This is a genomic window from Algoriphagus aestuariicola, from assembly GCF_017254835.1.
Taxonomy (GTDB): domain Bacteria; phylum Bacteroidota; class Bacteroidia; order Cytophagales; family Cyclobacteriaceae; genus Algoriphagus; species Algoriphagus aestuariicola.
Genome location: NZ_JAFKCW010000003.1, coordinates 783,471 through 804,175 on the forward strand (window position 1 = coordinate 783,471; position 20,705 = coordinate 804,175).

Annotated in this window: 21 protein-coding genes; 10 read left to right on the forward strand and 11 right to left on the reverse strand. The window is 47.8% G+C overall.

What is annotated here, in order from left to right:
* Window positions 1-77: 77 nt before the first annotated feature.
* The 4 genes from J0A67_RS16075 to J0A67_RS16090 form a co-directional block, all read right to left on the reverse strand.
* Window positions 78-1,382 carry an APC family permease gene (locus J0A67_RS16075; protein ID WP_206570381.1) on the reverse strand — a complete coding sequence of 435 codons (1,305 nt, stop codon included), beginning with the start codon at window positions 1,380-1,382 and terminating at the stop codon, window positions 78-80.
* Window positions 1,383-1,502: 120 nt separating this feature from the next.
* Window positions 1,503-3,191: a gamma-glutamyltransferase gene (gene ggt / locus J0A67_RS16080; RefSeq protein WP_206570382.1), complete on the reverse strand. Its 1,689-nt coding sequence runs from the start codon at window positions 3,189-3,191 to the stop codon at window positions 1,503-1,505.
* Between the two features lie 31 nt (window positions 3,192-3,222).
* Window positions 3,223-4,293, reverse strand: a complete 1,071-nt coding sequence (locus J0A67_RS16085; protein ID WP_206570383.1) for a DUF3500 domain-containing protein — start codon at window positions 4,291-4,293, stop codon at window positions 3,223-3,225.
* Between the two features lie 467 nt (window positions 4,294-4,760).
* Complete coding sequence (locus J0A67_RS16090) at window positions 4,761-5,063, reverse strand: DUF4286 family protein (protein ID WP_206570384.1); 303 nt, start codon at window positions 5,061-5,063, stop codon at window positions 4,761-4,763.
* A gap of 97 nt (window positions 5,064-5,160) precedes the next feature.
* Between J0A67_RS16090 and J0A67_RS16095 the strand changes: the two genes are divergently transcribed.
* The 10 genes from J0A67_RS16095 (at window position 5,161) to J0A67_RS16140 (ending at window position 15,300) form a co-directional block, all read left to right on the forward strand.
* Window positions 5,161-5,826 carry a carotenoid biosynthesis protein gene (locus J0A67_RS16095; protein ID WP_206570385.1) on the forward strand — a complete coding sequence of 222 codons (666 nt, stop codon included), beginning with the start codon at window positions 5,161-5,163 and terminating at the stop codon, window positions 5,824-5,826.
* Window positions 5,827-5,923: 97 nt separating this feature from the next.
* Window positions 5,924-6,370: a sterol desaturase family protein gene (locus J0A67_RS16100; RefSeq protein WP_206570386.1), complete on the forward strand. Its 447-nt coding sequence runs from the start codon at window positions 5,924-5,926 to the stop codon at window positions 6,368-6,370.
* Window positions 6,367-7,263, forward strand: a complete 897-nt coding sequence (locus J0A67_RS16105; protein WP_206570387.1) for a MerR family transcriptional regulator — start codon at window positions 6,367-6,369, stop codon at window positions 7,261-7,263. The genes J0A67_RS16100 and J0A67_RS16105 overlap by 4 nt, the downstream gene beginning before the upstream one ends.
* A 402-nt stretch (window positions 7,264-7,665) precedes the next feature.
* Complete coding sequence (locus tag J0A67_RS16110; RefSeq protein WP_206570388.1) at window positions 7,666-8,178, forward strand: RNA polymerase sigma factor; 513 nt, start codon at window positions 7,666-7,668, stop codon at window positions 8,176-8,178.
* 4 nt (window positions 8,179-8,182) lie between these two features.
* Entirely contained in the window at window positions 8,183-9,667 is a 1,485-nt protein-coding gene (crtID, locus tag J0A67_RS16115) for a bifunctional phytoene desaturase/3,4-desaturase (RefSeq protein ID WP_206570389.1), read from the forward strand.
* A 21-nt stretch (window positions 9,668-9,688) separates the two neighbouring features.
* Complete coding sequence (locus tag J0A67_RS16120) at window positions 9,689-10,531, forward strand: phytoene/squalene synthase family protein (protein WP_206570390.1); 843 nt, start codon at window positions 9,689-9,691, stop codon at window positions 10,529-10,531.
* On the forward strand, window positions 10,531-11,247 hold the full coding sequence (locus J0A67_RS16125) for a lycopene cyclase domain-containing protein (protein WP_206570391.1): 717 nt from the start codon (window positions 10,531-10,533) through the stop codon (window positions 11,245-11,247). The genes J0A67_RS16120 and J0A67_RS16125 overlap by 1 nt, the downstream gene beginning before the upstream one ends.
* Window positions 11,244-12,089 (forward strand): 4-hydroxy-3-methylbut-2-enyl diphosphate reductase, encoded by an 846-nt coding sequence (locus J0A67_RS16130; RefSeq protein ID WP_206570392.1) that lies wholly within the window; start codon window positions 11,244-11,246, stop codon window positions 12,087-12,089. The genes J0A67_RS16125 and J0A67_RS16130 overlap by 4 nt, the downstream gene beginning before the upstream one ends.
* A 16-nt stretch (window positions 12,090-12,105) precedes the next feature.
* On the forward strand, window positions 12,106-12,807 hold the full coding sequence (locus J0A67_RS16135; protein ID WP_206570393.1) for a fatty acid desaturase: 702 nt from the start codon (window positions 12,106-12,108) through the stop codon (window positions 12,805-12,807).
* 90 nt (window positions 12,808-12,897) lie between these two features.
* Window positions 12,898-15,300, forward strand: coding sequence for a TonB-dependent receptor (locus J0A67_RS16140; RefSeq protein WP_206570394.1), 2,403 nt, complete (start codon window positions 12,898-12,900; stop codon window positions 15,298-15,300).
* Here the strand turns inward: J0A67_RS16140 and J0A67_RS16145 are convergent.
* The 7 genes from J0A67_RS16145 to J0A67_RS16175 form a co-directional block, all read right to left on the reverse strand.
* Complete coding sequence (locus J0A67_RS16145; protein WP_206570395.1) at window positions 15,297-15,758, reverse strand: DUF1905 domain-containing protein; 462 nt, start codon at window positions 15,756-15,758, stop codon at window positions 15,297-15,299. The two genes, J0A67_RS16140 and J0A67_RS16145, sit on opposite strands and share 4 nt — an antisense overlap.
* Before the next feature lie 50 nt (window positions 15,759-15,808).
* Window positions 15,809-16,255, reverse strand: a complete 447-nt coding sequence (locus tag J0A67_RS16150) for an outer membrane insertion C- signal (RefSeq protein ID WP_206570396.1) — start codon at window positions 16,253-16,255, stop codon at window positions 15,809-15,811.
* Between the two features lie 183 nt (window positions 16,256-16,438).
* On the reverse strand, window positions 16,439-16,912 hold the full coding sequence (locus J0A67_RS16155) for an outer membrane insertion C- signal (RefSeq protein ID WP_206570397.1): 474 nt from the start codon (window positions 16,910-16,912) through the stop codon (window positions 16,439-16,441).
* A 59-nt stretch (window positions 16,913-16,971) separates the two neighbouring features.
* Window positions 16,972-17,658 carry an aquaporin Z gene (aqpZ, locus tag J0A67_RS16160; RefSeq protein ID WP_206570398.1) on the reverse strand — a complete coding sequence of 229 codons (687 nt, stop codon included), beginning with the start codon at window positions 17,656-17,658 and terminating at the stop codon, window positions 16,972-16,974.
* A gap of 93 nt (window positions 17,659-17,751) precedes the next feature.
* Complete coding sequence (locus tag J0A67_RS16165) at window positions 17,752-18,717, reverse strand: TolB family protein (RefSeq protein WP_206570399.1); 966 nt, start codon at window positions 18,715-18,717, stop codon at window positions 17,752-17,754.
* Window positions 18,718-18,853: 136 nt separating this feature from the next.
* Window positions 18,854-19,222 (reverse strand): DMT family protein, encoded by a 369-nt coding sequence (locus J0A67_RS16170; protein ID WP_206570400.1) that lies wholly within the window; start codon window positions 19,220-19,222, stop codon window positions 18,854-18,856.
* A 69-nt stretch (window positions 19,223-19,291) separates the two neighbouring features.
* The gene (locus tag J0A67_RS16175; protein ID WP_206570401.1) at window positions 19,292-20,626 is read right to left on the reverse strand and encodes a rhamnogalacturonidase; all 1,335 of its coding nucleotides are present in this window, start codon (window positions 20,624-20,626) and stop codon (window positions 19,292-19,294) included.
* Window positions 20,627-20,705: the final 79 nt, after the last annotated feature.

The window sequence follows — 20,705 nt, forward strand, 5'->3', positions numbered from 1 at the left end:
AAGGCTATCGTTTTATAAAATGAAAAGTGAGTATCTCTTTTTCATTAAATCGGAGGTTGCGGTAGTCTAGGAGTACTTCATCTATTTGTAGTCTTTTGCTGTATTGTTTTGATCATGAAGTAAATTACAGTCAAGGCGACAAAGAAGACGGAGAGGCCTGTTTTCTCATATCCAGTAAGATAGGATAGAAAGAAAAGGATTATCCCCGCTGACAGGATTGGAACGGTATATCCGAAAGGAATTTTGAAATACCCGGATTGAGCTACTTGTTTCTTTCGTAACGGGATGACCGAGAGACAAACCCCAAAATAAACCAGCAACATACTCGCGGAGGCAATTACCGCTAGCTCTCTGAATCCGCCAATCGCAGCTAAGGTGAAACCCAGTCCTGCGTAAAGAAGAATGGCCAAATAGGGTGTCTTGAACTTGGAGTGGATAGCAGCCAATTTGTCAATGGGGATGACCCGGTCACTGGCCAAACCGAAAATGACCCGGGGAAGATTGAGGATTTCTCCACTAAGCATACCAAACATGGAAACGCCTGCTCCGATGATAAGCATCGTATAACCTACTGGACCAAACACCACTTGCGCAACCGCGGCCAGAGGAGCTTCTTTCGAGAGGACCAACTGATCTCCCAGAATCCCTTGAGAGACTGTTTGGATCAGGATGTAAAGGATCAGGACGAAGAAAATCCCCAAGAAAATCGCCGTAGGAACAGTTTTTTGGGGGTTTTTGATTTCGCCACCGACAGTCAGTCCAGCGTCCCCGCCCTGAAAGGCGAAAAACAAAATCAAACAAGCCTCACCGAATTTTTCAAACGTAGGAGCGGATTCCCAATAGAGATTGCTGAAAGAGACGTCTTTCCAGCCGAAAAGAATCAGCAATATCAGAGGCGTGAGTTTGGCAACCGTGTTGATTTTGACCAGACCGATCCCCTGCTTGACTCCGATGACATTCATGAAGGCCAAGCCAGAAAAAATCACAAACAGCAAGAGGACTCGGTTAACGGAGCCGGAGAATACGGGAAATGCCAGAGCAATCAATTCTACCAAGGCATTGGCGACCGCAGCATCGGAAAAAACACTTCCGGTAACCATAAATACAGCCGACAAAAACCCGGTATATGGTCCAAAGGCGGTGGCTACATAGGCATATCCACCACCAGATCGGGTGACTTTGCTTCCTGCTTCCGCGAAGCAAAGCATGACTAAGGCAATCAAAAATCCGCAAAACAGGTAGACGATAATGCCCGACGAACCCATGATTTCCGCGACAATCGCAGGCAGGACAAAGATCCCCGCACCGACGATGATATTTACTATGTTGGCAGAGAGGCCCCAAACGCCGATTTCTCTTTTTAACTGACTGTCATCTCCCACAGGTATTCAATTATGACTTTTGATTTTATGATAAAACCCTTTGCCTTATGTCAAGCAGAACTTCAATTTGCTATCACCCCGTTTTCTACTGAACACTGAGACTGCACACTGTTTACTGGATCAATATGCTTTCGCCGCTCCGTCCTCACTCGAAGAATCCGAAGCACCCACATATACTCCCAGGCTTGCGTCATAGGTGATTCCCATCAGGACACCCAGATTGGTGGTAGGCCTCAAAGTATGGCCCATTTGTTCCAGCGCTTTTTTGGTATCCGGGGACAAAAGATTCCTTTCGTAAGTGATTTGATTAGGGAGCCATTGGTGGTGGATTTTCATCGCTTCAATAGCCCGGTCGATCCGCATGTCATAGACCAACACGTTCAAGACCGTCTGAAAAACCGTATTGATGATGGTTCTTCCTCCGGGACTTCCGATGACTAGGTAGGGCTTGCCATCTTTGGCAACAATAGTGGGAGTCATACTGGAAAGCATGCGTTTTTCAGGTGCTACGAGATTGGGATTGGAGCCGATTAGTCCCGTGGAAGTGGTGAATCCGGGAATTGGATTGAAGTCTCCCATCTCATTGTTGAAAATGAAGCCCAGTTTGGAAGATCCCATTTTTACGCCATAGGAATTTTCAAGGGTGTAAGTCATGGAGATGGCGTTTCCATCCTTGTCCACCACAGAGAAATGCGTGGTATGATCTCCCCCATACAGCTGCCCATAGCGGGACGAGTCACTTTTCGAGGCTTTGGTCAGATCCAGGTTTTTGAATCTCGCTTGCGCAAATTCCTTGGAAATCAAGTTTTCCACAGGCATTTCCGTATTGAAGTCCGGATCTCCCAAAAATTCCGCCCGGTCGGCAAAAGCCCTACGCATGGCTTCGGCAACCAAATGGACATAGGCCGTGGAGTTAAACTCAACGTTTGAAATATCCGCCGCCTCCATCAGGTTCATCATCTCGATCAGCGCTACCCCGCCAGAACTGGGTGGAGGCATGGAGAAAATCTCAAAATCTTTAAACTGCGTCTTCAGAGGTTTGCGCTCCACCGCTTCGTACTTCGCCAAATCCTCTTGGGTGATGATTCCCCCATTGGCCTTCATGTACAATTCGATTTCCTCGGCGACTTTTCCTTTGTAGAATCCGTCACGACCATGATCTCGGATTTCCTCCAAAGTCTTGGCGAGGGCCGCTTGTTTCCAGAGTTCTCCCGGTGCGACGATTTCTCCATCGGTCCCTCTGAAATAGTCCTTCATGATGTCCCAAGACTCGTCACCGTTGGACATTCGGGTTGCGGCTCGATACAGTCCCCAAGACATGGGGAAACCTTTTTTGGCTAGTTTGATGGCTGGGTTGACTAAGTCCTTCCAGGGAAGTTTCCCATATTGTTGGTGTGCTTGATAGAGGCCGGCGACGGTGCCTGGGACTCCTACCGAAAGTAAGCCTTTGTGGTTGGAGTTGTCTTTGATCTTTCCGTTATCATCCAAAAACATGGTCGGGCTTGCTGCTAAAGGAGCTTTTTCCCTGAAATCAAAAGTGGTGACATCACCATCAGATTTCATCAAGACGATGAAGCCGCCGCCTCCAATGTTGCCGGCTTCGGGATGAGTGACCGCCAAGGCAAAAGCTGTGGCGACAGTGGCGTCGATGGCATTTCCACCCTTTTTCAAAATCTCAACCCCGATCTCAGAGGCCAAATAATGATCCGAGACCACCATTCCGTTTTTGCCATAGGTCTGGGAAAATGTGTTTTTTGAAAATCCGAGCCCTAGTAAAAATGCTATGAGCGTGTAAAGTGTAAACCTCATAAAGTGCTTTAGGTGTAATCTTTTTTATGGTTTAGTTATGGTTGTGCTCCAAGCGATGCTTTTTCAGAATGTCCTCGCCGAAATTGTTTCCTTTTTCCCGCCAGATCGAGTGGATGTGGTTGGCATTGTCCAGAAAGCCAACGTTGTCGTATTCGATCAGGAAATCTGGAGAGTGAATGACGTAATAGTGGGGTTTCATGGGTTCATAGCTCCCAATCCAAGCAAAATAGACTTCATTCATCCCTCTGGCATGAAGCTTGGCTAGATATTCCTCCGCCTTGGCAGGATGCAGATTTCCAATGTATTCTTCGATCAGATAGTGAAGTATTTTCTGCTGGCCCTCGTTTAGTTCCGCGCCCTTGATACCCTGAAATTCTTCGATCCATTGTGGACGATCGGGGCTGGTGATGATGTCCGTGGGCACTTTTCCCTCCAAGGTCGCTTTCGCCTTTTGCCCTTCGTCCAGTGCATTGATCAGCCAAAATCCATAGTCCTCTTCTTTGCTCAAAGGTCGAAGTCCGGCATATTGTGTATCCTCCACGACAGCGGGATCTGAGCCTAGGAAGAAAGGTGTCATAGTGAATTGGCCTCCTGCTCCAGTCAAATTTATAGAGATGTGATGCCCTTCAAATTTTAGCCCCCATTCGCCATCGTCCTCGGGACTTCCCGCGATCGCCACGTAGTAGTTTCCATAGTCCCAATTGAGCCCACGGATCATCTTGATGGCGTTTTCATTGATCTGGCCCCGGTTGAACTGAATCTCAAAGAGCTCGTGAAGAATGTCATCCACCTGCATGATGGAGAAGGTTTTCAAATAACCCTGAGAGCTCAGCATGGCGCTGAGGACTTGATGAAACGCAATCTTGCTGCCCTCCGAAAGATCCCCGTACCTAACTCCGGACCTTGCGGCTAAACCCAAAGGCAGATTAGTCCACTGGGTGCGGGTGCTATCCTCCATGGCAAATAGAATTTGGTTTTTTTGGGCTTCTTCCAGAGACTCCAGGAAAATGAGGGTTTTTGCCCTCATTTGGTCGATGGACTGCGCATGGAGTGCTGGGGTAAACGCCCAAAGAAGTAATGCAATAAGGAATAAGAACCTCATGGTGTGTCTTGTTAAAGAGTAACAGGGCGTGAGTAAATGCTCCGGATAGTTGGCGATTCATGCGATAGAGCGCCGGAACGAATGCTAGTCGTACTGGTTGCTGTTCGGGTTTTTGGATGCCTGGTATTTTTGGCAATAGCCAACACTACCGGTGATGCACAAAGGAATCCTCAACATCGAAGAGCAGCTTTTACTAAAAAAGCATTTCTGAAAATATGAAAAAATCGGGAAGTTCCAACTTGAGGATCAGGACAGTGGGCAAGGCAAATTGGTTTTCTCGAATGGAAGGGGATTATTTATTGCGGAAGATTGCCATAAGACTACTACCATACCAAATGGTTTTAGGCTGGCTGATTTCGGAAAAGCTTTTGGATTTTGCAGCAATACCAATATCAGTCCCTGGCAATTTTGGAATATTGGGTGGGGAAAAAAGAAAAAGGAGATGGATCAGACCATCTCCCAAGGGCTCAGATGGACTCCAGAAGGGATCTGAAAGCAACCGCTCGATCCTGATAGCGTTCGGTGGTCTTTGCGCCAAGCAGCGAAGCATGCTTTTTTTCGTACTCCATCATCTTTTCTATGCTCTCTGTAAAGTATTGGATGCAATAGTTGGTGGAGCCATCTTCGGAATCGTGCAAGAGTCGGAAAAACTTATGCTCATGAAAAATCCCCGTTTCAAGGACCTCAGGAATGTGGATGTCTCTCATCCAAGAAACAAAGTCCTCTTCTATATCTGGGGTGACGTTTATGGTGATATTGTACAGAATCATGAGTGAAGAAATGGGTTTTGGTTACTTTTGCTGCCAACAATAAAACGGCTCCCAAAGTTAAGCATCCCGAAACGAAACTTTGGCCTCAATTCCTGATATGCACAAATATGTCCCTTCGAGGGGAGAACCCCGATTTTCTAGATTGTTGATTGGTAGAATATTAATAGTTGCGATTTATCTGGTGGGAGTTATTGGCCTGAGCCTGCCTGAATATCAGGAGTTATTTTTGAAGCTGACGCCAGCGCAGCTTTTGCTTACGCTATTTCTTGTCCTATTCTACCACAAGGGATGGAATGATGCTTTTCCCATCTACGCGGCGGCTGCGTTTTGGATAGGATTTGGGTCCGAACTGATCGGTATACACACTGGATATCTTTACGGGGACTATGTGTACGGCAAGGCTCTGGGTCCCAAACTTTGGGAAGTCCCCATCGTCATTGGTGTCAATTGGTTTCTCCTCAGCTACCTCACTGGAACGGTTTTCCACAAGATTCCAAATGATTACTATGCGGCGTTTTTGGGAGCTTCGGCGATGACGGCCTTGGATTACATCATGGAGCCAGTCGCCACGGTATTGGATTTTTGGGTGTGGAAATTTGACATCATCCCTCCAGCCAACTATGCGGGATGGTTTGGCGTGTCCTTTCTGATCCATTTGATCTACCGAAAGGCGAATTTTGAAAAGACTAATCCCATCGCGGCATTTCTTCTGATGGCCATGATTCTGTTCTTTACTATATTGAATTTTACGTTGGACATATGAATCGGATCAAATCTCTGGTCCACGGAGATTCAGCTGGAAAAATTTAGGGGGAAAAAATAGTTTGTAACAAAACGACAGCATTGTTGTTGTTTCGATAATGGTCAACGCAATAGCATTTATAGCGATCGGTTTTATCTTGATGGAGCTTGCAGGTTGGTTTATCCACAAGTACCTGATGCATGGTCCGCTGTGGATGATCCACCAGACCCACCATCGGCCATCCAAGTCATTCTTTGAATTGAATGACTTGTTTTCCGTGCTTTTTGGATCTATTGCGGTGATTTTGATCTTCAAAGGACTTGATGCGTTGGATTATAGGTTTTGGATGGGAGTGGGAATCAGCATCTATGGGGTGCTGTATTTTATCCTTCATGACGTTTGGGTACATAGACGTTTGAAGTGGTTTGGTAAGCCGCGCAATCCCATTCTTAGAGGAATATTCAAAGCCCATCAAGCCCATCACAAAACCAACAAGAAGGAGGAGGCGGTTTCTTTTGGACTCTTTCTGGTACCCAGGAAATATTTTAAAGAAGACGAGGAGTGAGCACTTATTCGATCAAGGATCTGGAACAGCTGTCGGGTATCAAAGCGCATACCCTTCGCATTTGGGAGCAACGGTACAACCTGCTCAATCCGAAGCGGACGGAGACCAATATCCGATACTACGATGATGAGGACCTAAAGCTGATATTGAACGTGGCCTTTCTCAATGAAAATGGCTACAAAATCAGCAGAATCGTCGCAATGCCCAGACGCGAAATCAAAGCAGAGGTGCTGAGGATGACCGAGGAGTCACTGGCGCAAGACGACCAGTTGCATGCCTTGACTTTTTGTATTATCGACATGGATGAAGAGGGTTTTGAGCGGGTTTTCAACGCCTGTATTGTCAAGCTGGGATTCGAACAGACGATGCTTGACGTCATCTATCCTTTTATGTCCAAAATAGGAGTCCTTTGGCAGACCGGCTCGATCACCCCAGCCCAAGAGCACTTTATTTCCAACCTTGTCCGCCAAAAGCTCATCGTCGCCATCGACGCGCTCAACCAGCTAAATACCGGGAAAAAATTTCTGCTTTTCCTGCCCGAGGGCGAGCTTCACGAGATCTCCCTTCTTTTTTCTTGCTTTTTGATAAAGGCAAGTGGGCACAGAGTAGTATATCTTGGACAAAGTACGCCTCAGGAGGACTTGAGGATGGTTTATCGAGTTCATCAGCCGGACTATATGCTTACGGTATTGACGTCTGCGCTGTCTTCCGAGACGACTCAAGAATATGTCAGTTCGCTTTCTGCACAGTTTCCTGATACACAGCTGCTCGTATCAGGCTATCAAGTGATAGCCAAGGATCTGGTTTTTCCCTCAAATGTCCGTCTGATGCGGCACTTTGCAGACTTCAAGGAGATCTTGGGAGAAATCAGTTCCGTGGCACAGGAAAAATAACCTAGTTGTCCAATAGGCCCCGCTGCCGATGAGTTGGTGCTTTTCCTCTCAATCCGAGCAGGCAGTCCAAACTTGGCGTTTCACTTCCCAGACATTTTAGGGATGGCAATGGCAGCTTTCAAAGCTGGTGTTCACCTTTTTCAGCTCCCACTAAGATTAAAGGCAGCATGCCTGTTTGCCCATAAGGTACCGTAGTATTCTGGCGTGAAAGCACAATTCGGACCCAATTGGAGCTCCAATTTTTTTGACCAAGTTCTAAGAGAAACGGTGGAAGCGAGTCAGAAGCCCACAAGAAACCAACCTTAGCTGTAGTTTTGTTTAAAGAAACGCAAGAAATTTTAAACAAAACCTTGCATTTTTGTTTAAGTATACTTAGATTTCGTTAAACAAAATGGTTTCCAAATGACAACTCTAGAATTTAGCTACTCACTAAACAAAGCCTCCGGCTCACTGAAACCTTTTGCAATGAGGTTGACTCGTGATGCCGACGATGCCAATGACCTGCTTCAGGATACGATCCTCAAAGCTTTTTCCAACAAGGAGAAGTTTGCGGAAGGCACCAACTTGAAAGCATGGCTCTATACCATCATGAGGAATACTTTCATCACCAACTATCAGCGAGCAGTGAGAAGGGGAACATTTGTCGATACCACCGATAATCTTCACTACATCAATTCCGGAGGACAGGCGATTGAAAATGGGGCATTTGGAGCCTTTGCCCTGACAGATATCCAAGTCGCGATCGATAAGCTGGATGATGTCTACAAGACGCCGTTTCAGATGTTTTTCCGCGGATTCAAATACCATGAGATCGCCGATGAGCTTCGCATTCCCATTGGAACTGTGAAAAATAGAATACATATTGCCCGTAAGCTGCTCAAGGACGCCTTGGAGGTTTATATGCATAAAAATTGATCCCATGCCCCAAAAACACATCGTGGTGATCGGGTCTGGATTTGCCGGGCTCTCGGCAGCCACACATTTGGCCGATAGGCCGGGCTGCAAGGTCACCCTTTTGGAAAAAAATGACTCCCCCGGCGGAAGGGCGAGAAAATTTCAGGCTGAGGGATTCACGTTTGACATGGGGCCGAGTTGGTATTGGATGCCGGATGTTTTTGAACGGTACTTTGCCCGTTTTGGTAAGAAACCCTCGGACTATTATGAGTTGATCCGTTTGGATCCCTCGTATTCGGTCATTTTTGGAGAGGGGGAGATTCTCGATATTCCGGCTGACTTGGGCCAATTCAAAGCCATGCTTGAGGAAATCGAGCCTGGGGCGGCAGAGCAGTTGGACAGGTTTCTTGCACAGGCAAAATATAAATACCAAGTAGGTATCCATGATTTGGTCCACCGGCCCAGTCGGTCGGTCTTTGAGTTTGCTTCACCGTCTCTCTTGATGGACGTCATGCGCTTGGATATTTTCCAATCCATGGCAAAGCACATACGCCGATTTTTTTCCCATGAAAAGATCATTCGAATCATGGAGTTTCCGGTGTTGTTCCTTGGAGAAACTGCCGAAAACATCCCTGCACTCTATAGCCTGATGAACTATGCGGATATTGCCCTAGGTACGTGGTATCCGAAAAAGGGCATGCACGAGATCATCCGCGGGATGGTAACCCTGGCGGAGGAAAAAGGAGTGGATATTCGCTATGGAGCAGAGGCCGAAAAAATCGAAGTGACAGACGGGCAGGCAAAATCTATCCGACTGAAGTCCGGAGAGTTGATCGATGCGGACGTGGTGGTGGCAGGGGCAGACTACCATCATGTGGATCGAGTTCTCCTGCCCCGAGGATACAGCAACTACTCGGGGAAATACTGGGATCAGCGGGTCTTGGCGCCGTCCAGCTTGCTTTTCTATCTGGGAGTGGGCAAGCGACTTAAAAATCTACGGCATCACAATTTGTTTTTCGATGAGCAGCTGGGTCCGCATGCGGATGCGATCTACAAAAATCCCCGATGGCCAGAAAAGCCGCTTTTTTATGCATCGGTTCCATCCATCACAGACCCTACAGTCGCACCAGAAGGAATGGAGAATTTGTTTTTGTTGATACCCTTGGCACCCGATCTCCAGGACTCCGTGGAGATGCGGGAAAAATATTATGAAATAATCATGGATCGTCTGGAGAAAGTCACCGGACAGGATATTCGATCCCATGTGGTCTACAAGAGGTCCTACGCACACAGCGATTTCAAGAGCGACTATCACGCCTTCAAAGGCAATGCCTATGGCTTGGCCAATACGCTGGCGCAAACGGCGCTTTTAAAACCTTCGCTTAAAAACAAAAAGGTCAGAAATCTGTATTACACTGGACAGTTGACCGTTCCCGGGCCCGGTGTCCCGCCTTCCTTGATTTCCGGGGAGGTCGTGGGCGGAGTAGTGATGAAAGAACACGATTTATAGATAAACAGGTATATTATAGCAATGGACTCAATCGCACTTTTTGACCAAACCTCGCTGGAATGCAGTCGCCTGATCACCCATCGGTATAGCACGAGCTTTACCTTGGGTATCAAGACGATGGACAGAAAATTCCATATGCCCGTATATGCCATTTATGGTTTCGTCAGGTATGCGGACGAAATTGTCGACACCTTTCATGAAAAGAATAAAAAGGAACTCTTGGCCCGATTTAAAACTGACACGTATCTAGCCATAGAGAGTGGGGTATCACTCAACCCGGTACTCCACGCCTTTCAGTTAGTGGTAAATCGCTATCAAATCGACACAGAGATGATTGAAGCATTTCTCCACAGTATGGAAATGGACCTCGACTTCCATACGTATGACGATTCGCGGTATTCCGAATATATCTATGGATCTGCGGAGGTAGTCGGGCTGATGTGCCTCAAGGTCTTCTGCGAAGGCAACTCAGAAATGTATGAACACCTGAGGGAACCGGCCCGCAAGCTAGGTTCTGCGTTTCAGAAAGTCAATTTTCTCCGTGACATCAAGAGTGACTTTGAAGAACGCGGAAGGGTATATTTCCCCGGTGTGGACTATCGGTTTTTTGACAATGCGATGAAAGCCGAGATCGAGGAGGACATCCGCAAGGATTTCGCTGCCTCTCTTGCCGGAATAGAGCAGCTGCCCTCGGGCGCTAAGTTGGGCGTAAGGATCGCGTATCTCTACTACCAAAAGCTATTTGAAAAAATCAAATCCATGCCGGCATCTACCATCACGGAAAAGCGCGTCAGAATCCCTAATTCCCAAAAACTGTCCCTGCTGCTGGGGACTTATTTTGAGACGAAACTCGGCATGCTCTAATGGAAAAATACCTCTATTCAGGAGTGTTGTTGTTTGCCGTTTCCTATCCGCTAGCCCAGTCGTTTGAGCATAGGATCCGCTATTCCTCGCAGTGGTATGCGCTGATGCCCGCCTTGTTGATCTCGGCTGCTGTATTCCTTGTCTGGGATTATTGGTTTACCCAAGCCGGCGTCTGGGAATTCAATCCACTCTATGTCTTGGGTGTCTTTCTCTATGGACTTCCCTTGGAGGAGATTCTGTTCTTTTTCGCGGTCCCATTCGCGTGTGTTTTCATCTACGAGGTTTTGAACTACTACTTTCCCAAGGATTTTTTGTTGCCCTTTGCCAAGCCTTTCGTCTACGTAATGATTCCTTCTCTGCTCGGATTTGGACTGCTTCACCTAGACAAGCTCTACACTTCGGTCAATTTCCTGTTTGGAGCGGCTGTCCTTCTGCTACACTTCCTCGTTTTTGGAGATCGCTATCTAGGTAGGTTTTTGTTCGCTTACCTGGTTCACTTGATTCCGTTCATCATTTGCAACGGAATCCTTACTGGGGGGCTGACACCTGAGCCGGTGGTGATCTACAACAATGCAGAGAATTTGGATATCCGGATTTGGACGGTTCCCATCGAGGACACGGTCTATTCCATGTCCTTGCTTTTGCTCAATATCAGTATTTACGAAAAGATCCGGAGTAGAAAACAATTGCGAACCTCAAAGGTTTATAGGGTATGAAAGATCTCCAAGTACAAATAGACTCGCATTCAGGGTTTTGCTTTGGTGTCGTCTACGCGGTCGAAATGGCCGAGGAGATTCTGGATGAGCGCGGTTACCTCTATTGCTTGGGTGATATCGTGCACAATGACGAGGAAGTAGCCCGACTGACTCGGAAGGGCCTGAAAATCATAGACCATGGCGATCTCTTTGGCTTGCGCAATGAAAAAGTCCTGATACGCGCCCACGGTGAACCACCGGCTACCTATGAGCTCGCGCTGAAAAACAATCTGACCCTGATTGATGCCAGCTGTCCAGTCGTTCTGAAGCTCCAGAATCGTATAAAAAACTCTTTTGACAAAGGGGAGCCTATCTACATTTATGGCAAACACGGGCACGCCGAGGTGGTAGGTCTTTTGGGCCAAACCAACAACCAAGCGGTGGTTTTTCAGGATTTGTCAGAGCTGGATATCGCTCGTCTGCCCAAAAACCTCACACTTTACAGCCAGACTACCAAGAGCACCGACAAATTCTACGAAATCAACCAGACGCTCAACGAAGCCGGTATCTCCGTCAGCACCAACGATACCATCTGTCGCCAAGTCTCCAACAGGGACAAAGAACTCAGGGACTTTGCCCGTAAGTTTGACAAGATCGTTTTTGTCTCCGGCTCCAAGTCATCCAACGGAAAGGTACTCTTCAAAGCCTGTACGGAAAGCAACCCCAATACCTTTTTCGTATCCAATCCTGATCAAGTAGATCAAGAATGGTTTGGAAAAAGCGAAACTGTGGGAATCTGCGGCGCGACATCGACTCCGATGTGGCTCATGGAGCAGGTGAGGGACAGACTCCTCAGCTTTTGATTACCTTTACCCTGTGATGAATACCTCCCAAATTTCACACTCCAAGACGCTTGACCCGAAAGGACTGCTTATTGGCTGGTCTATCATTTTGTTTTGGGGTCTTTCATTGGCATTTCTGCTCCGCTATCCACTTTCTTGGACAGATCCTCTTGTTTATTTGGGCGTTTTCATTCAAATGCATCTTTACACTGGACTGTTTATTACAGCCCACGATGCGATGCACGGTGGCGTGTCTTACAACAAAAAGCTCAACCACCTCACCGGCTGGGTGGCAGCGATCCTTTTTTCCTTTAATTTTTACTGGAAGCTTTTTCCCAAGCACCATGCACACCATCGGCATGTGGCGACAGCGGACGATCCGGACTATCATCCTTCGGGAAAGTTTTGGCGCTGGTATCTGGCCTTTATCCGACAGTATGTCACTTGGCTGCAGATCTTCCTGATGGCGGTAGCTTTCAATCTACTCAAGCAGATTTTTCCTACGGAAAACCTGATCCTTTTCTGGATGTTACCGGCCGTCCTCTCTACCTTTCAATTGTTTTATTTTGGTACGTACCTTCCCCACCAGGGTGAAATCGACAACGCCCACCATTCACACACGCAACAAAAGAATCACCTTTGGGCGTTTTTGAGTTGCTATTTTTTTGGCTATCACTACGAGCACCATGATTCCCCGGGCACGCCATGGTGGAGGCTGTGGCGCCTAAAGGAAAAATGAGGATACGTGCTGGTATTGACATGAATCAAAAAAAAACACAACCCTAAACAATCAACGACTAATATTGCTTTACTGGAAAACCTACACTCCGTGAACTTTAGAATTACGCTTTTGGTCTTTTTCTTCCTCCCTATCACCCTTTTTGCACAGGGTATTCTCAAAGGAAGAGTTTTCAATCCTGTAAACAACGAGCCCGTGCCGTTTGCCAACGTACTCATCCTGGGTACTGAGCTAGGCGGAATATCCGACGAAAACGGCAACTACGAAATCTCCAGTATCCCGCCTGGACTTTACAACGTCAGGGCGAGTTTTGTCGGGTTCAAGCCGCTGACCCAGTTCGAGGTGCAGATCTCGCTGGCCCGCTCGGTACAGCTGGACTTTGCCTTGCAGGAGGAAGCTTCTGAGCTGAGTGAAGTAGTGGTGAGTTCGGAGTTTGTGCGATCGGAGGAGACACCGATCTCTGCCCGAAAACTCAACACCAACGAAATCGAGCGCTATCCGGGTGGCAACCGCGACATCTCCAAAGTAATCCAATCGCTTCCTGGCGTAGCATCCACGGCGAGTTTCCGAAACGACATCATCATCCGGGGCGGTGCTCCCAATGAAAACAAGTTTTTTGTGGATGAGATCGAGGTGCCGGTGATCAACCATTTTGCCACGCAAGGCTCATCGGGTGGACCGGTGGGCATCCTGAACGTGAACTTGATCAAAGACGTGGAGGTAGTCACAGGTGGATTCCCCTCGGATCGCATGGACGCGATGAGTTCATTTTTTGAATTCCAGCTGAAAGAAGGCAGAAGGGACAAAATGGCCACGCAGCTCACACTCGGAGCCTCGGAGCTGACGCTTTCCAACGAAGGTCCACTGGGGGAAAAGACCACCTACCTGCTTTCGGCCCGGCGATCATACCTTCAGGGACTCTTCAAGCTTTTGCAGCTTCCTTTTTTGCCGACTTTCAATGACTTTCAGCTCAAAACCACGACCAAGCTCAACGATAAAACCGAGCTGACTTTCATAGGCCTTGGTGCGATTGACAAATTTGTGCTCAACGAGGAGATTCCCGAGGGGGAATCTGAGGAAGAACTGGAAAACCGGCTTTATCTGTTGGACGTGCTTCCGATCCAAAGCCAATGGAACTACGCAACTGGAGTCAAGTTGAAGCGATTTCGGGAAAATGGCTTCTGGACTTTTGTCCTCAGCCGAAATATGCTCAACAATCAGTCTTATAAGTATGCCGGAAATGACGAAAGCGCTCCCGGAAACCTCCTGTTCGACTATTCTTCCCAAGAATCGGAAAATAAGTTTAGAGCAGAAAACAGCATCTTTGGTCAAGGCTTTACGGTAAAATACGGCTTCAATTACCAATACTCCAGGTATTTCATTAGCAACTATGACCGCTCCACGCTTGCGGCGAGCGGTGAGGTGATAGATGTTGAGTCCAAAACAAATTTCAACCAGTATGGTGCCTTTATCTCCGGCAGCAAAAACTTTCTCAAGGACCGGTTTCTGATTAGTGGCGGTATTCGGATGGATGGAGCGGACTTTGCCGAAACAGCCTCCAATCCTTTGAATCAGATCAGTCCTAGGATCACATTTTCCTACCAACTTAGACCCAATTTCTTCGCTACAGCAAATGCCGGAATCTATTACCAAAAGCCACCCTACACCGTACTCGGCTATCGAAATAACGAGGGAGAGCTGGAAAATCAGGACGGCGACGTGCGCTTCATCCGTAATTCCCAGCTCATCGCAGGTTTAGAGTGGATGGTTCCGGACAAAAACCGGCGGTTTACCCTAGAGGCTTTCTATAAGAAATACAGCAACTATCCTTCTTCCGTCCGAAACGGGATCTCACTGGCCAATCTGGGGGCTGACTTTGGAGTGATTGGTAATGAGCCTGTCGTTTCCAATTCAGAAGGCCGAGCATACGGCATGGAGTTTTTAGCCCAGCAGCGTTTGTTCAATGACTTTTATGGGATTGCTGCACTGACCCTGGTACGAAGTGAGTTTACCAACCCGAATACGGATGGCTATGCACCTTCGGCTTGGGACAACAAGTTTATCGTGAGTCTCACGGCAGGCAAGCGCTTCGGCAAAAATTGGGAAGTGGGCGCAAGGTGGAGATTTTTGGGCGGAACGCCCTACACTCCCTACGATCTGGAGGAGTCCAGCCTGATAGCCAACTGGGACCTGAGAAATGCAGGAATCTTGGACTACTCGCAGATTAACGCCGTCCGCTTGGATCCTTTCCACCAGCTTGATGTTAGGATTGACAAAAAGTATTATTTCCGCCGCTGGAATCTCAATTGGTACGTCGATGTTCAAAACCTCTACAATTTCCAAGCGGAGCAGCCGCCAGTTCTTGTTCCGGTCAGGGATACCTCGGGAAATATCCTCATCGACCCCAACGATCCCAGTCGGTACCAACTCAAGCTATTGGAAAACCCGGCAGGAAATCTCCTACCTACCGTGGGAATCATTGTGGAGTTTTAGCCTTCAGGCCCCAAAACGGCTAGAAGTTTGATGATGCGGTCTGCCTTGGCTTGGTCGCTGTCGGCGCTATAGATGAATTCTACCCACTCCTTCTGCTTGGCTTCGCTCAGTTTTTGGAAAAGTGGGAGTTTTCCCGGATCGTCCTTTAGGCAATCGATCAGTTCTTGGGGAATGGATGAAGGGATATCTTCCCGAAACAGCTTCAGTCGCACCACATCTCCTTCTTCTTTTCCAATGTGTGTTCGGATTGGTTTGGATATGGGGAGAAAAAGTATGCCCTTTTTCATGGGCATGAGGTGTTTTCCGACAAATTCAAAGTCGTCCACCGATCCGTTGAGTTTGACCATTCCAAAAGCCTTGCCTCCCGGCAATTGTCCTACTGGTATACGTATGAAAGTCCAACCTCCCTTGCCAGGAAAGCGCTCCAACAAAAATTCTCCTTCCAGTATCAGTTCCATCGCAAAAAAATAGAGCGGGTTTCCCCGCTCCGGTCATCAGTGGTAAGTGATCAATTGAATCTCCATCGTATGTTGAGGCCGAAGCCACCGGCATCAAAGCTGGTCTCCTCGACGATGATAAAATAAGGTCTCCAGTCCAGGCCGATGGTCAAAGGAACTTCGGAAAAGGGGTATTCTGCGCCAATCTCCCCCGCTACGCCAAACTTGAAATCGTTAGCCAGAAATAAGGAAGGGCCAAAACCGGCGTACCATTTGAAATCCGAGGTGGAGATGTCGTCATAAATTGGGTTCCAAAGTGCGTCAATGCCGACACCATCGTTGCCGAAGCTGACGTCAGCATGTATTCTGCTGAAGTCGCCGAGGGCAAATACCCCGTCAACGGCGACATTGTTGCCATTGACATTGCCGAATCGAATACCCACCTCCTGTGCTTGGGATTCCAGCGCAGCGAAAAGCCCCAAGAAAAGGACGAAGGAGAAAACTTTTAAAAGCTTCATAAATAAATCAGTTTGTATTGTGATAGGTTGGTTTGTAAAAAAAGCCTTCCGATTTCCCGAAAGATCTTGCTGCGATCTAGCTAAAATTGCGCCAATTGTAAAGATGAACCGAAAAATCCGAGCTTCTGAAGGGCTTGGCGGAAGTGAAAAAAAAGCGCGGGATTTTTCCCGCGCTCGTCATTTCTAATTCGAAGTATTGCTACTGCCTCCACCACCAAATCTCCAGCGGATGTTTAGCCCAAACTGATCTGCCAGAAAATCTGTGTCCTCCACGATTCGGAAGTTGGGTCGCCAGTCGGCGCCGATCACGATCGGGATTTCGGAAAACGCATATTCCACCCCGATCTCACCAGCTATCCCAAAGGCGAATGGGTCTCCCAAAAAGAAAGACGGACCAAAGCCGGCGTACCAATTGAAACCGCTGCTGGCAATAGGGCGATACAGCGGATTCCACAACGCATCGATACCGACGCCATTGCCACCGAAGCTTACGTCGGCATGAATTCTACTGAACTTTCCCAATCCAAAGACTCCATCAATGGCGACGTTATTTCCTGAAAAGTTGCCAAAACGGACACCTAGTTCCTGAGCGTTGCTCTCAAGTGAGGCTGCAAAAGCAAAAAATGCAACCAAGCTGAAGATCTTTAAATATTTCATCTTTTCTATGGATAAATGATAAAACAAAAACTTTCCATGAAAATATTACTTTTTTTCAACTAATCGGTTGTAGGAGAGAGGTTTTTGTAGACAATGCCAGCCAAAACAGCTCCTACAATTGGGGCAACCCAAAAAAGCCAAAGCTGCTGTAGGTAGATACCACCTGCGAAAATCGCTTGAGAAGTGCTTCTTGCCGGATTTACGGATGTGTTTGTGACTGGAATGCTGATTAGGTGTATCAGGACCAAGCAAAGACCAATGGCCAAGCCGCCAAAACCCGCTGGTGCTTTGGGATGGGTAGCGCCGAGAATCACAAAAAGAAAAATAAACGTCATGACTACCTCTGTGACAAGAGCTGCTGTCATGGAATAGCCTCCGGGAGAAGCTTCACCAAAGCCATTGGAAGCGAATCCGCCCAAGTCGACCCCGGCCTTGCCCGTAGCGATGACGTACAAAATTCCTGCTCCCGCGATCCCGCCGAGTACTTGGGCAATGATGTAGGGGAGCAATTCCTTAGAGTCAAATCTGCCGCCAATCCACAAACCCACCGAGACGGCTGGGTTGAGATGGCAACCAGAAATATGGCCTATCCCATAGGCCATAGTCACCACGGTCAAGCCAAAAGCCAGGGAGACGCCGACAAAGCCGATCCCGAGCTCAGGAAATCCTGCCGCCAACACGGCACTGCCACATCCTCCCAAGACCAGCCAGAGGGTCCCGATAAATTCCGCTACTAGTTTTTTCATGATAAAAGGATTTAAGGTTGTTAAAAATTGATAGGATAAAAGATACTAAAATGGACTCAACAATCAGATTGTAAAATATTTACCAGAGTGTTTCTACTTCGTCAAAAAAACCGGTGCCAGTTGCGTCCGGATCAGCGTGTCGGTCAAGATCCGCTGCTCCTTGCTCTCCCAATTCATCAGCACGATGTGGTATTGGTTTGTGATGGTGTCTTGAAACTGGTCAAAGACCAGCCATTTACCGTCAGGACTCCAGTCGTGGTATACCTCGTCTTTTCCGCTGTTGGACAATTGCCTTCCGTTTGATCCGTCTGGACTGACAGCAAAGATGAAGGTGTGGTCGCCTCGGGAACTTGCATAGGAGATGAAGTTCTCGGTAGGATGCCACTTTAGCGCGCCCGCCTTGTATCCGTGGCTGAGAGCCGCGGGGTCTTCTGCGGGAAAATGGGTCAGCTGCCGCTCTCCGCTACCGTCCCGGTTGATCAGGAAGACTTCAGGAAAGATCCCCTCAACTTTTGCTTTGGGGCTTTTGACAAATGCGATCTGTAAACCGTCTGGAGAAAAAGCAGGATCTTGAAAATGATGCAGTGAATCACTGATCAGAGGTTTGAAGCTGCCGTCATCCAAATCGATGAGAAAAAGCTGATATCGGATCGTGGGTGTTGGCCGTGCCGAAACGACCATTTCATTTGTCTTTGGATCTAGATCCATCCAACTGTCTTCCAGACGAAGGCCACTTAGTTTTTTCACCGCAGTCCCTTCCGCGCTCATTTCATACAGGAAAAAATTACGGTAAGCGGTATCCCTGTCACTGATGAAATAGATTTTGTCCCGATGGGCCAGATAGGTCCAGGCAACATCTGGATGCTTGGTCAGATTTTTTGATGCAGGGGCAGAGTCGAGACTTAGGAGGTGGATTTCCCAATTGTCCTTGGCAATAGAATCCGGCTCAAAGGTATTGTAGGCGATAAAATAGCCTTCTTCCCTGACAGAGTCCGACTGCTTTGCAGTACAGGATAAGGCTATAAAAAATGCCGCAAAGCTATAGGAAAGCGATCTCATGGGAACCGATTTTCGGAATTTAGGCATTTTCCCAAATCTTTGCTACCCACGCAGTTAGACTTCTAGATTCCGGGCAAATAAAAATCACCCTTCGGCCGGCCGGCCTTTTATGCTCAAGCTTAGTCTTAGCCAATCGCTATTTCTTGAAAATAAAGTAAACAGCCAATATCAGAAACATCGCCCCGATGGCATGGTTCCATCGAAGAGTTTCTGTTTTGAAGGCGATCAAGGTAAAGATCATGAAAACGACCAGCGTGATCGCTTCCTGCAGGACTTTGAGTTGGACGAGCGAAAAGGGCCCTCCGTTTCCGGAGAAACCGATTTTGTTGGCAGGAACCTGAAAGCAATATTCAAATAGCGCTATGCCCCAGCTGATTAGGATCACGGAGACCAATCCCAACTTGCTAAACCATTTCCATTCGGCAAATTTCAGGTGCCCGTACCAGGCTAGTGTCATGAAGGTATTTGAGAGGATTAGCAGACCAATGGTAAGAAGTGCTTTCATGGAGAGAAGAGAATAACGCAGCGAATTTCGAAAAAAACCGAACCCCTCAACACGCTCTTACCGCAAATTCTACTCCACTAGTTTATCGTTCACCCTGACGTTGCGCAGCGTGAAATTCTTGACAATCCCCTGATCGATTTTTGCGTTGCTTGCTCTGATTGTCAAATTTTCGAATGAAAAATCCCTCAGCCTATCATGCTCCGTGATCGCCACGTCAAAGAAGATCTCGCAATCCAGCTCAATGTTTTTCATCGTGATGAACTGTGACTCGGAGATTGGTACATCTTTTCGTCCCTTTAAGTCAAAGAATTGAGTCCAAGGCTTCACATAGATCATACTATAAGCCTGTCCGATGATGTTTTCTACCGATATATGCTCGTAGAGCTGAGGGGTATCTGGGCGCATCTTCAGCCAAAGGAGGCGACGGGCATCCTGCACTTTGATGTTGCGGAGGATGACGTTTTTGTTGTGGATCGCTTCACTCCCACAGGTCATCGCCGCATGACAAAATCCAAATTCACTGTCTTCGATCAGGATGTTGGTGTTTGCTCCGTTGTTTGGGTCTTGGTCGGCCCAGGGTCCTTTGCCGCCCTTTAGCGCGATGGCATCGTCATTGACGGAGAGGTAGCAGCCCTTGATCAGGACATTGTTGACCACATCAAGGTCAATGGCGTCGGTGCTGGGCGCTTTTACCGGAGCGTGTGGTGAGGTGATGGTCAGATCGAGAATCTTAACGTTTTCACACTGGTAATAGTGGCTGCTCCAGAAACCCGCATTGATCAGCGATACGTCTTGAAGCTGTACATTGTTGCTTTTCCAGATGAACACCAGCCGGGGGCGGGACACTTCCAAGTTTGTGCAATTGGGATCCTCTTCCCTTCTTTTCCAAAATGCCTCCCAAAATTTTAGTCCATTCCCGTCTATGGTTCCTTGGCCGCTGATGGTGAAGCCATCGACCCCATAGGCGTTCACCAGGGCGGCGTAGTAGTCCAGGTTTTGACCCTCCATGCGGGAGGGAATCAGCGGGTAGTTGGCAATTTCATCCGAGCCTTTGAGCACCGCTCCTTCTTCGAGGTGAAGGTGGGTTTTGGGTTTGAAAAAGAGCGCCCCGCTGAGAAACGTGCCTCTGGGAACGAGGATCACTCCGCCACCCTTTGCCGCGGCTTCATCGATGACACGCTGGATTTGCTGGGTTTGGAGAAGTGTTGAATCGTTTTTTACCCCAAAATCGGTGATTCTATAAGCCTTTCCCAGATCCTCCAACCCTACCTTGCTGTAGTCCCTAAACCAATCCGACATAGGACTGCCATCTGGCCAAGTATCGTTCGATTGGGCTTGAGCAAAGTTGCCGAAATAGAGGGCTAACGATAAGGCTGAAAGGATTAGAAAATAAGTTTTTTTCATAGACTGGACGCTCTGGTCAAATGGCTTGAATGGCTAAATATAAGCAGGGAAGCGACTTTAGCCCGTCAAGCTCTGTCCT

Bases quoted from the DNA above. Each gene is read 5' to 3' on its own strand.
- J0A67_RS16130 (WP_206570392.1), top strand. From the start codon at position 11,244: ATGAAAGATCTCCAAGTACAAATAGACTCGCATTCAGGGTTTTGCTTT.
- J0A67_RS16095 (WP_206570385.1), top strand. From the start codon at position 5,161: ATGCACAAATATGTCCCTTCGAGGGGAGAACCCCGATTTTCTAGATTG.
- aqpZ (WP_206570398.1), bottom strand. From the start codon at position 17,658: ATGAAAAAACTAGTAGCGGAATTTATCGGGACCCTCTGGCTGGTCTTG.
- J0A67_RS16150 (WP_206570396.1), bottom strand. From the start codon at position 16,255: ATGAAGCTTTTAAAAGTTTTCTCCTTCGTCCTTTTCTTGGGGCTTTTC.
- J0A67_RS16165 (WP_206570399.1), bottom strand. From the start codon at position 18,717: ATGAGATCGCTTTCCTATAGCTTTGCGGCATTTTTTATAGCCTTATCC.
- J0A67_RS16120 (WP_206570390.1), top strand. From the start codon at position 9,689: ATGGACTCAATCGCACTTTTTGACCAAACCTCGCTGGAATGCAGTCGC.
- J0A67_RS16155 (WP_206570397.1), bottom strand. From the start codon at position 16,912: ATGAAATATTTAAAGATCTTCAGCTTGGTTGCATTTTTTGCTTTTGCA.
- J0A67_RS16135 (WP_206570393.1), top strand. From the start codon at position 12,106: ATGAATACCTCCCAAATTTCACACTCCAAGACGCTTGACCCGAAAGGA.
- ggt (WP_206570382.1), bottom strand. From the start codon at position 3,191: ATGAGGTTTACACTTTACACGCTCATAGCATTTTTACTAGGGCTCGGA.
- J0A67_RS16125 (WP_206570391.1), top strand. From the start codon at position 10,531: ATGGAAAAATACCTCTATTCAGGAGTGTTGTTGTTTGCCGTTTCCTAT.
- crtID (WP_206570389.1), top strand. From the start codon at position 8,183: ATGCCCCAAAAACACATCGTGGTGATCGGGTCTGGATTTGCCGGGCTC.
- J0A67_RS16090 (WP_206570384.1), bottom strand. From the start codon at position 5,063: ATGATTCTGTACAATATCACCATAAACGTCACCCCAGATATAGAAGAG.
- J0A67_RS16100 (WP_206570386.1), top strand. From the start codon at position 5,924: ATGGTCAACGCAATAGCATTTATAGCGATCGGTTTTATCTTGATGGAG.
- J0A67_RS16085 (WP_206570383.1), bottom strand. From the start codon at position 4,293: ATGAGGTTCTTATTCCTTATTGCATTACTTCTTTGGGCGTTTACCCCA.
- J0A67_RS16110 (WP_206570388.1), top strand. From the start codon at position 7,666: ATGACAACTCTAGAATTTAGCTACTCACTAAACAAAGCCTCCGGCTCA.
- J0A67_RS16175 (WP_206570401.1), bottom strand. From the start codon at position 20,626: ATGAAAAAAACTTATTTTCTAATCCTTTCAGCCTTATCGTTAGCCCTC.
- J0A67_RS16145 (WP_206570395.1), bottom strand. From the start codon at position 15,758: ATGGAACTGATACTGGAAGGAGAATTTTTGTTGGAGCGCTTTCCTGGC.
- J0A67_RS16170 (WP_206570400.1), bottom strand. From the start codon at position 19,222: ATGAAAGCACTTCTTACCATTGGTCTGCTAATCCTCTCAAATACCTTC.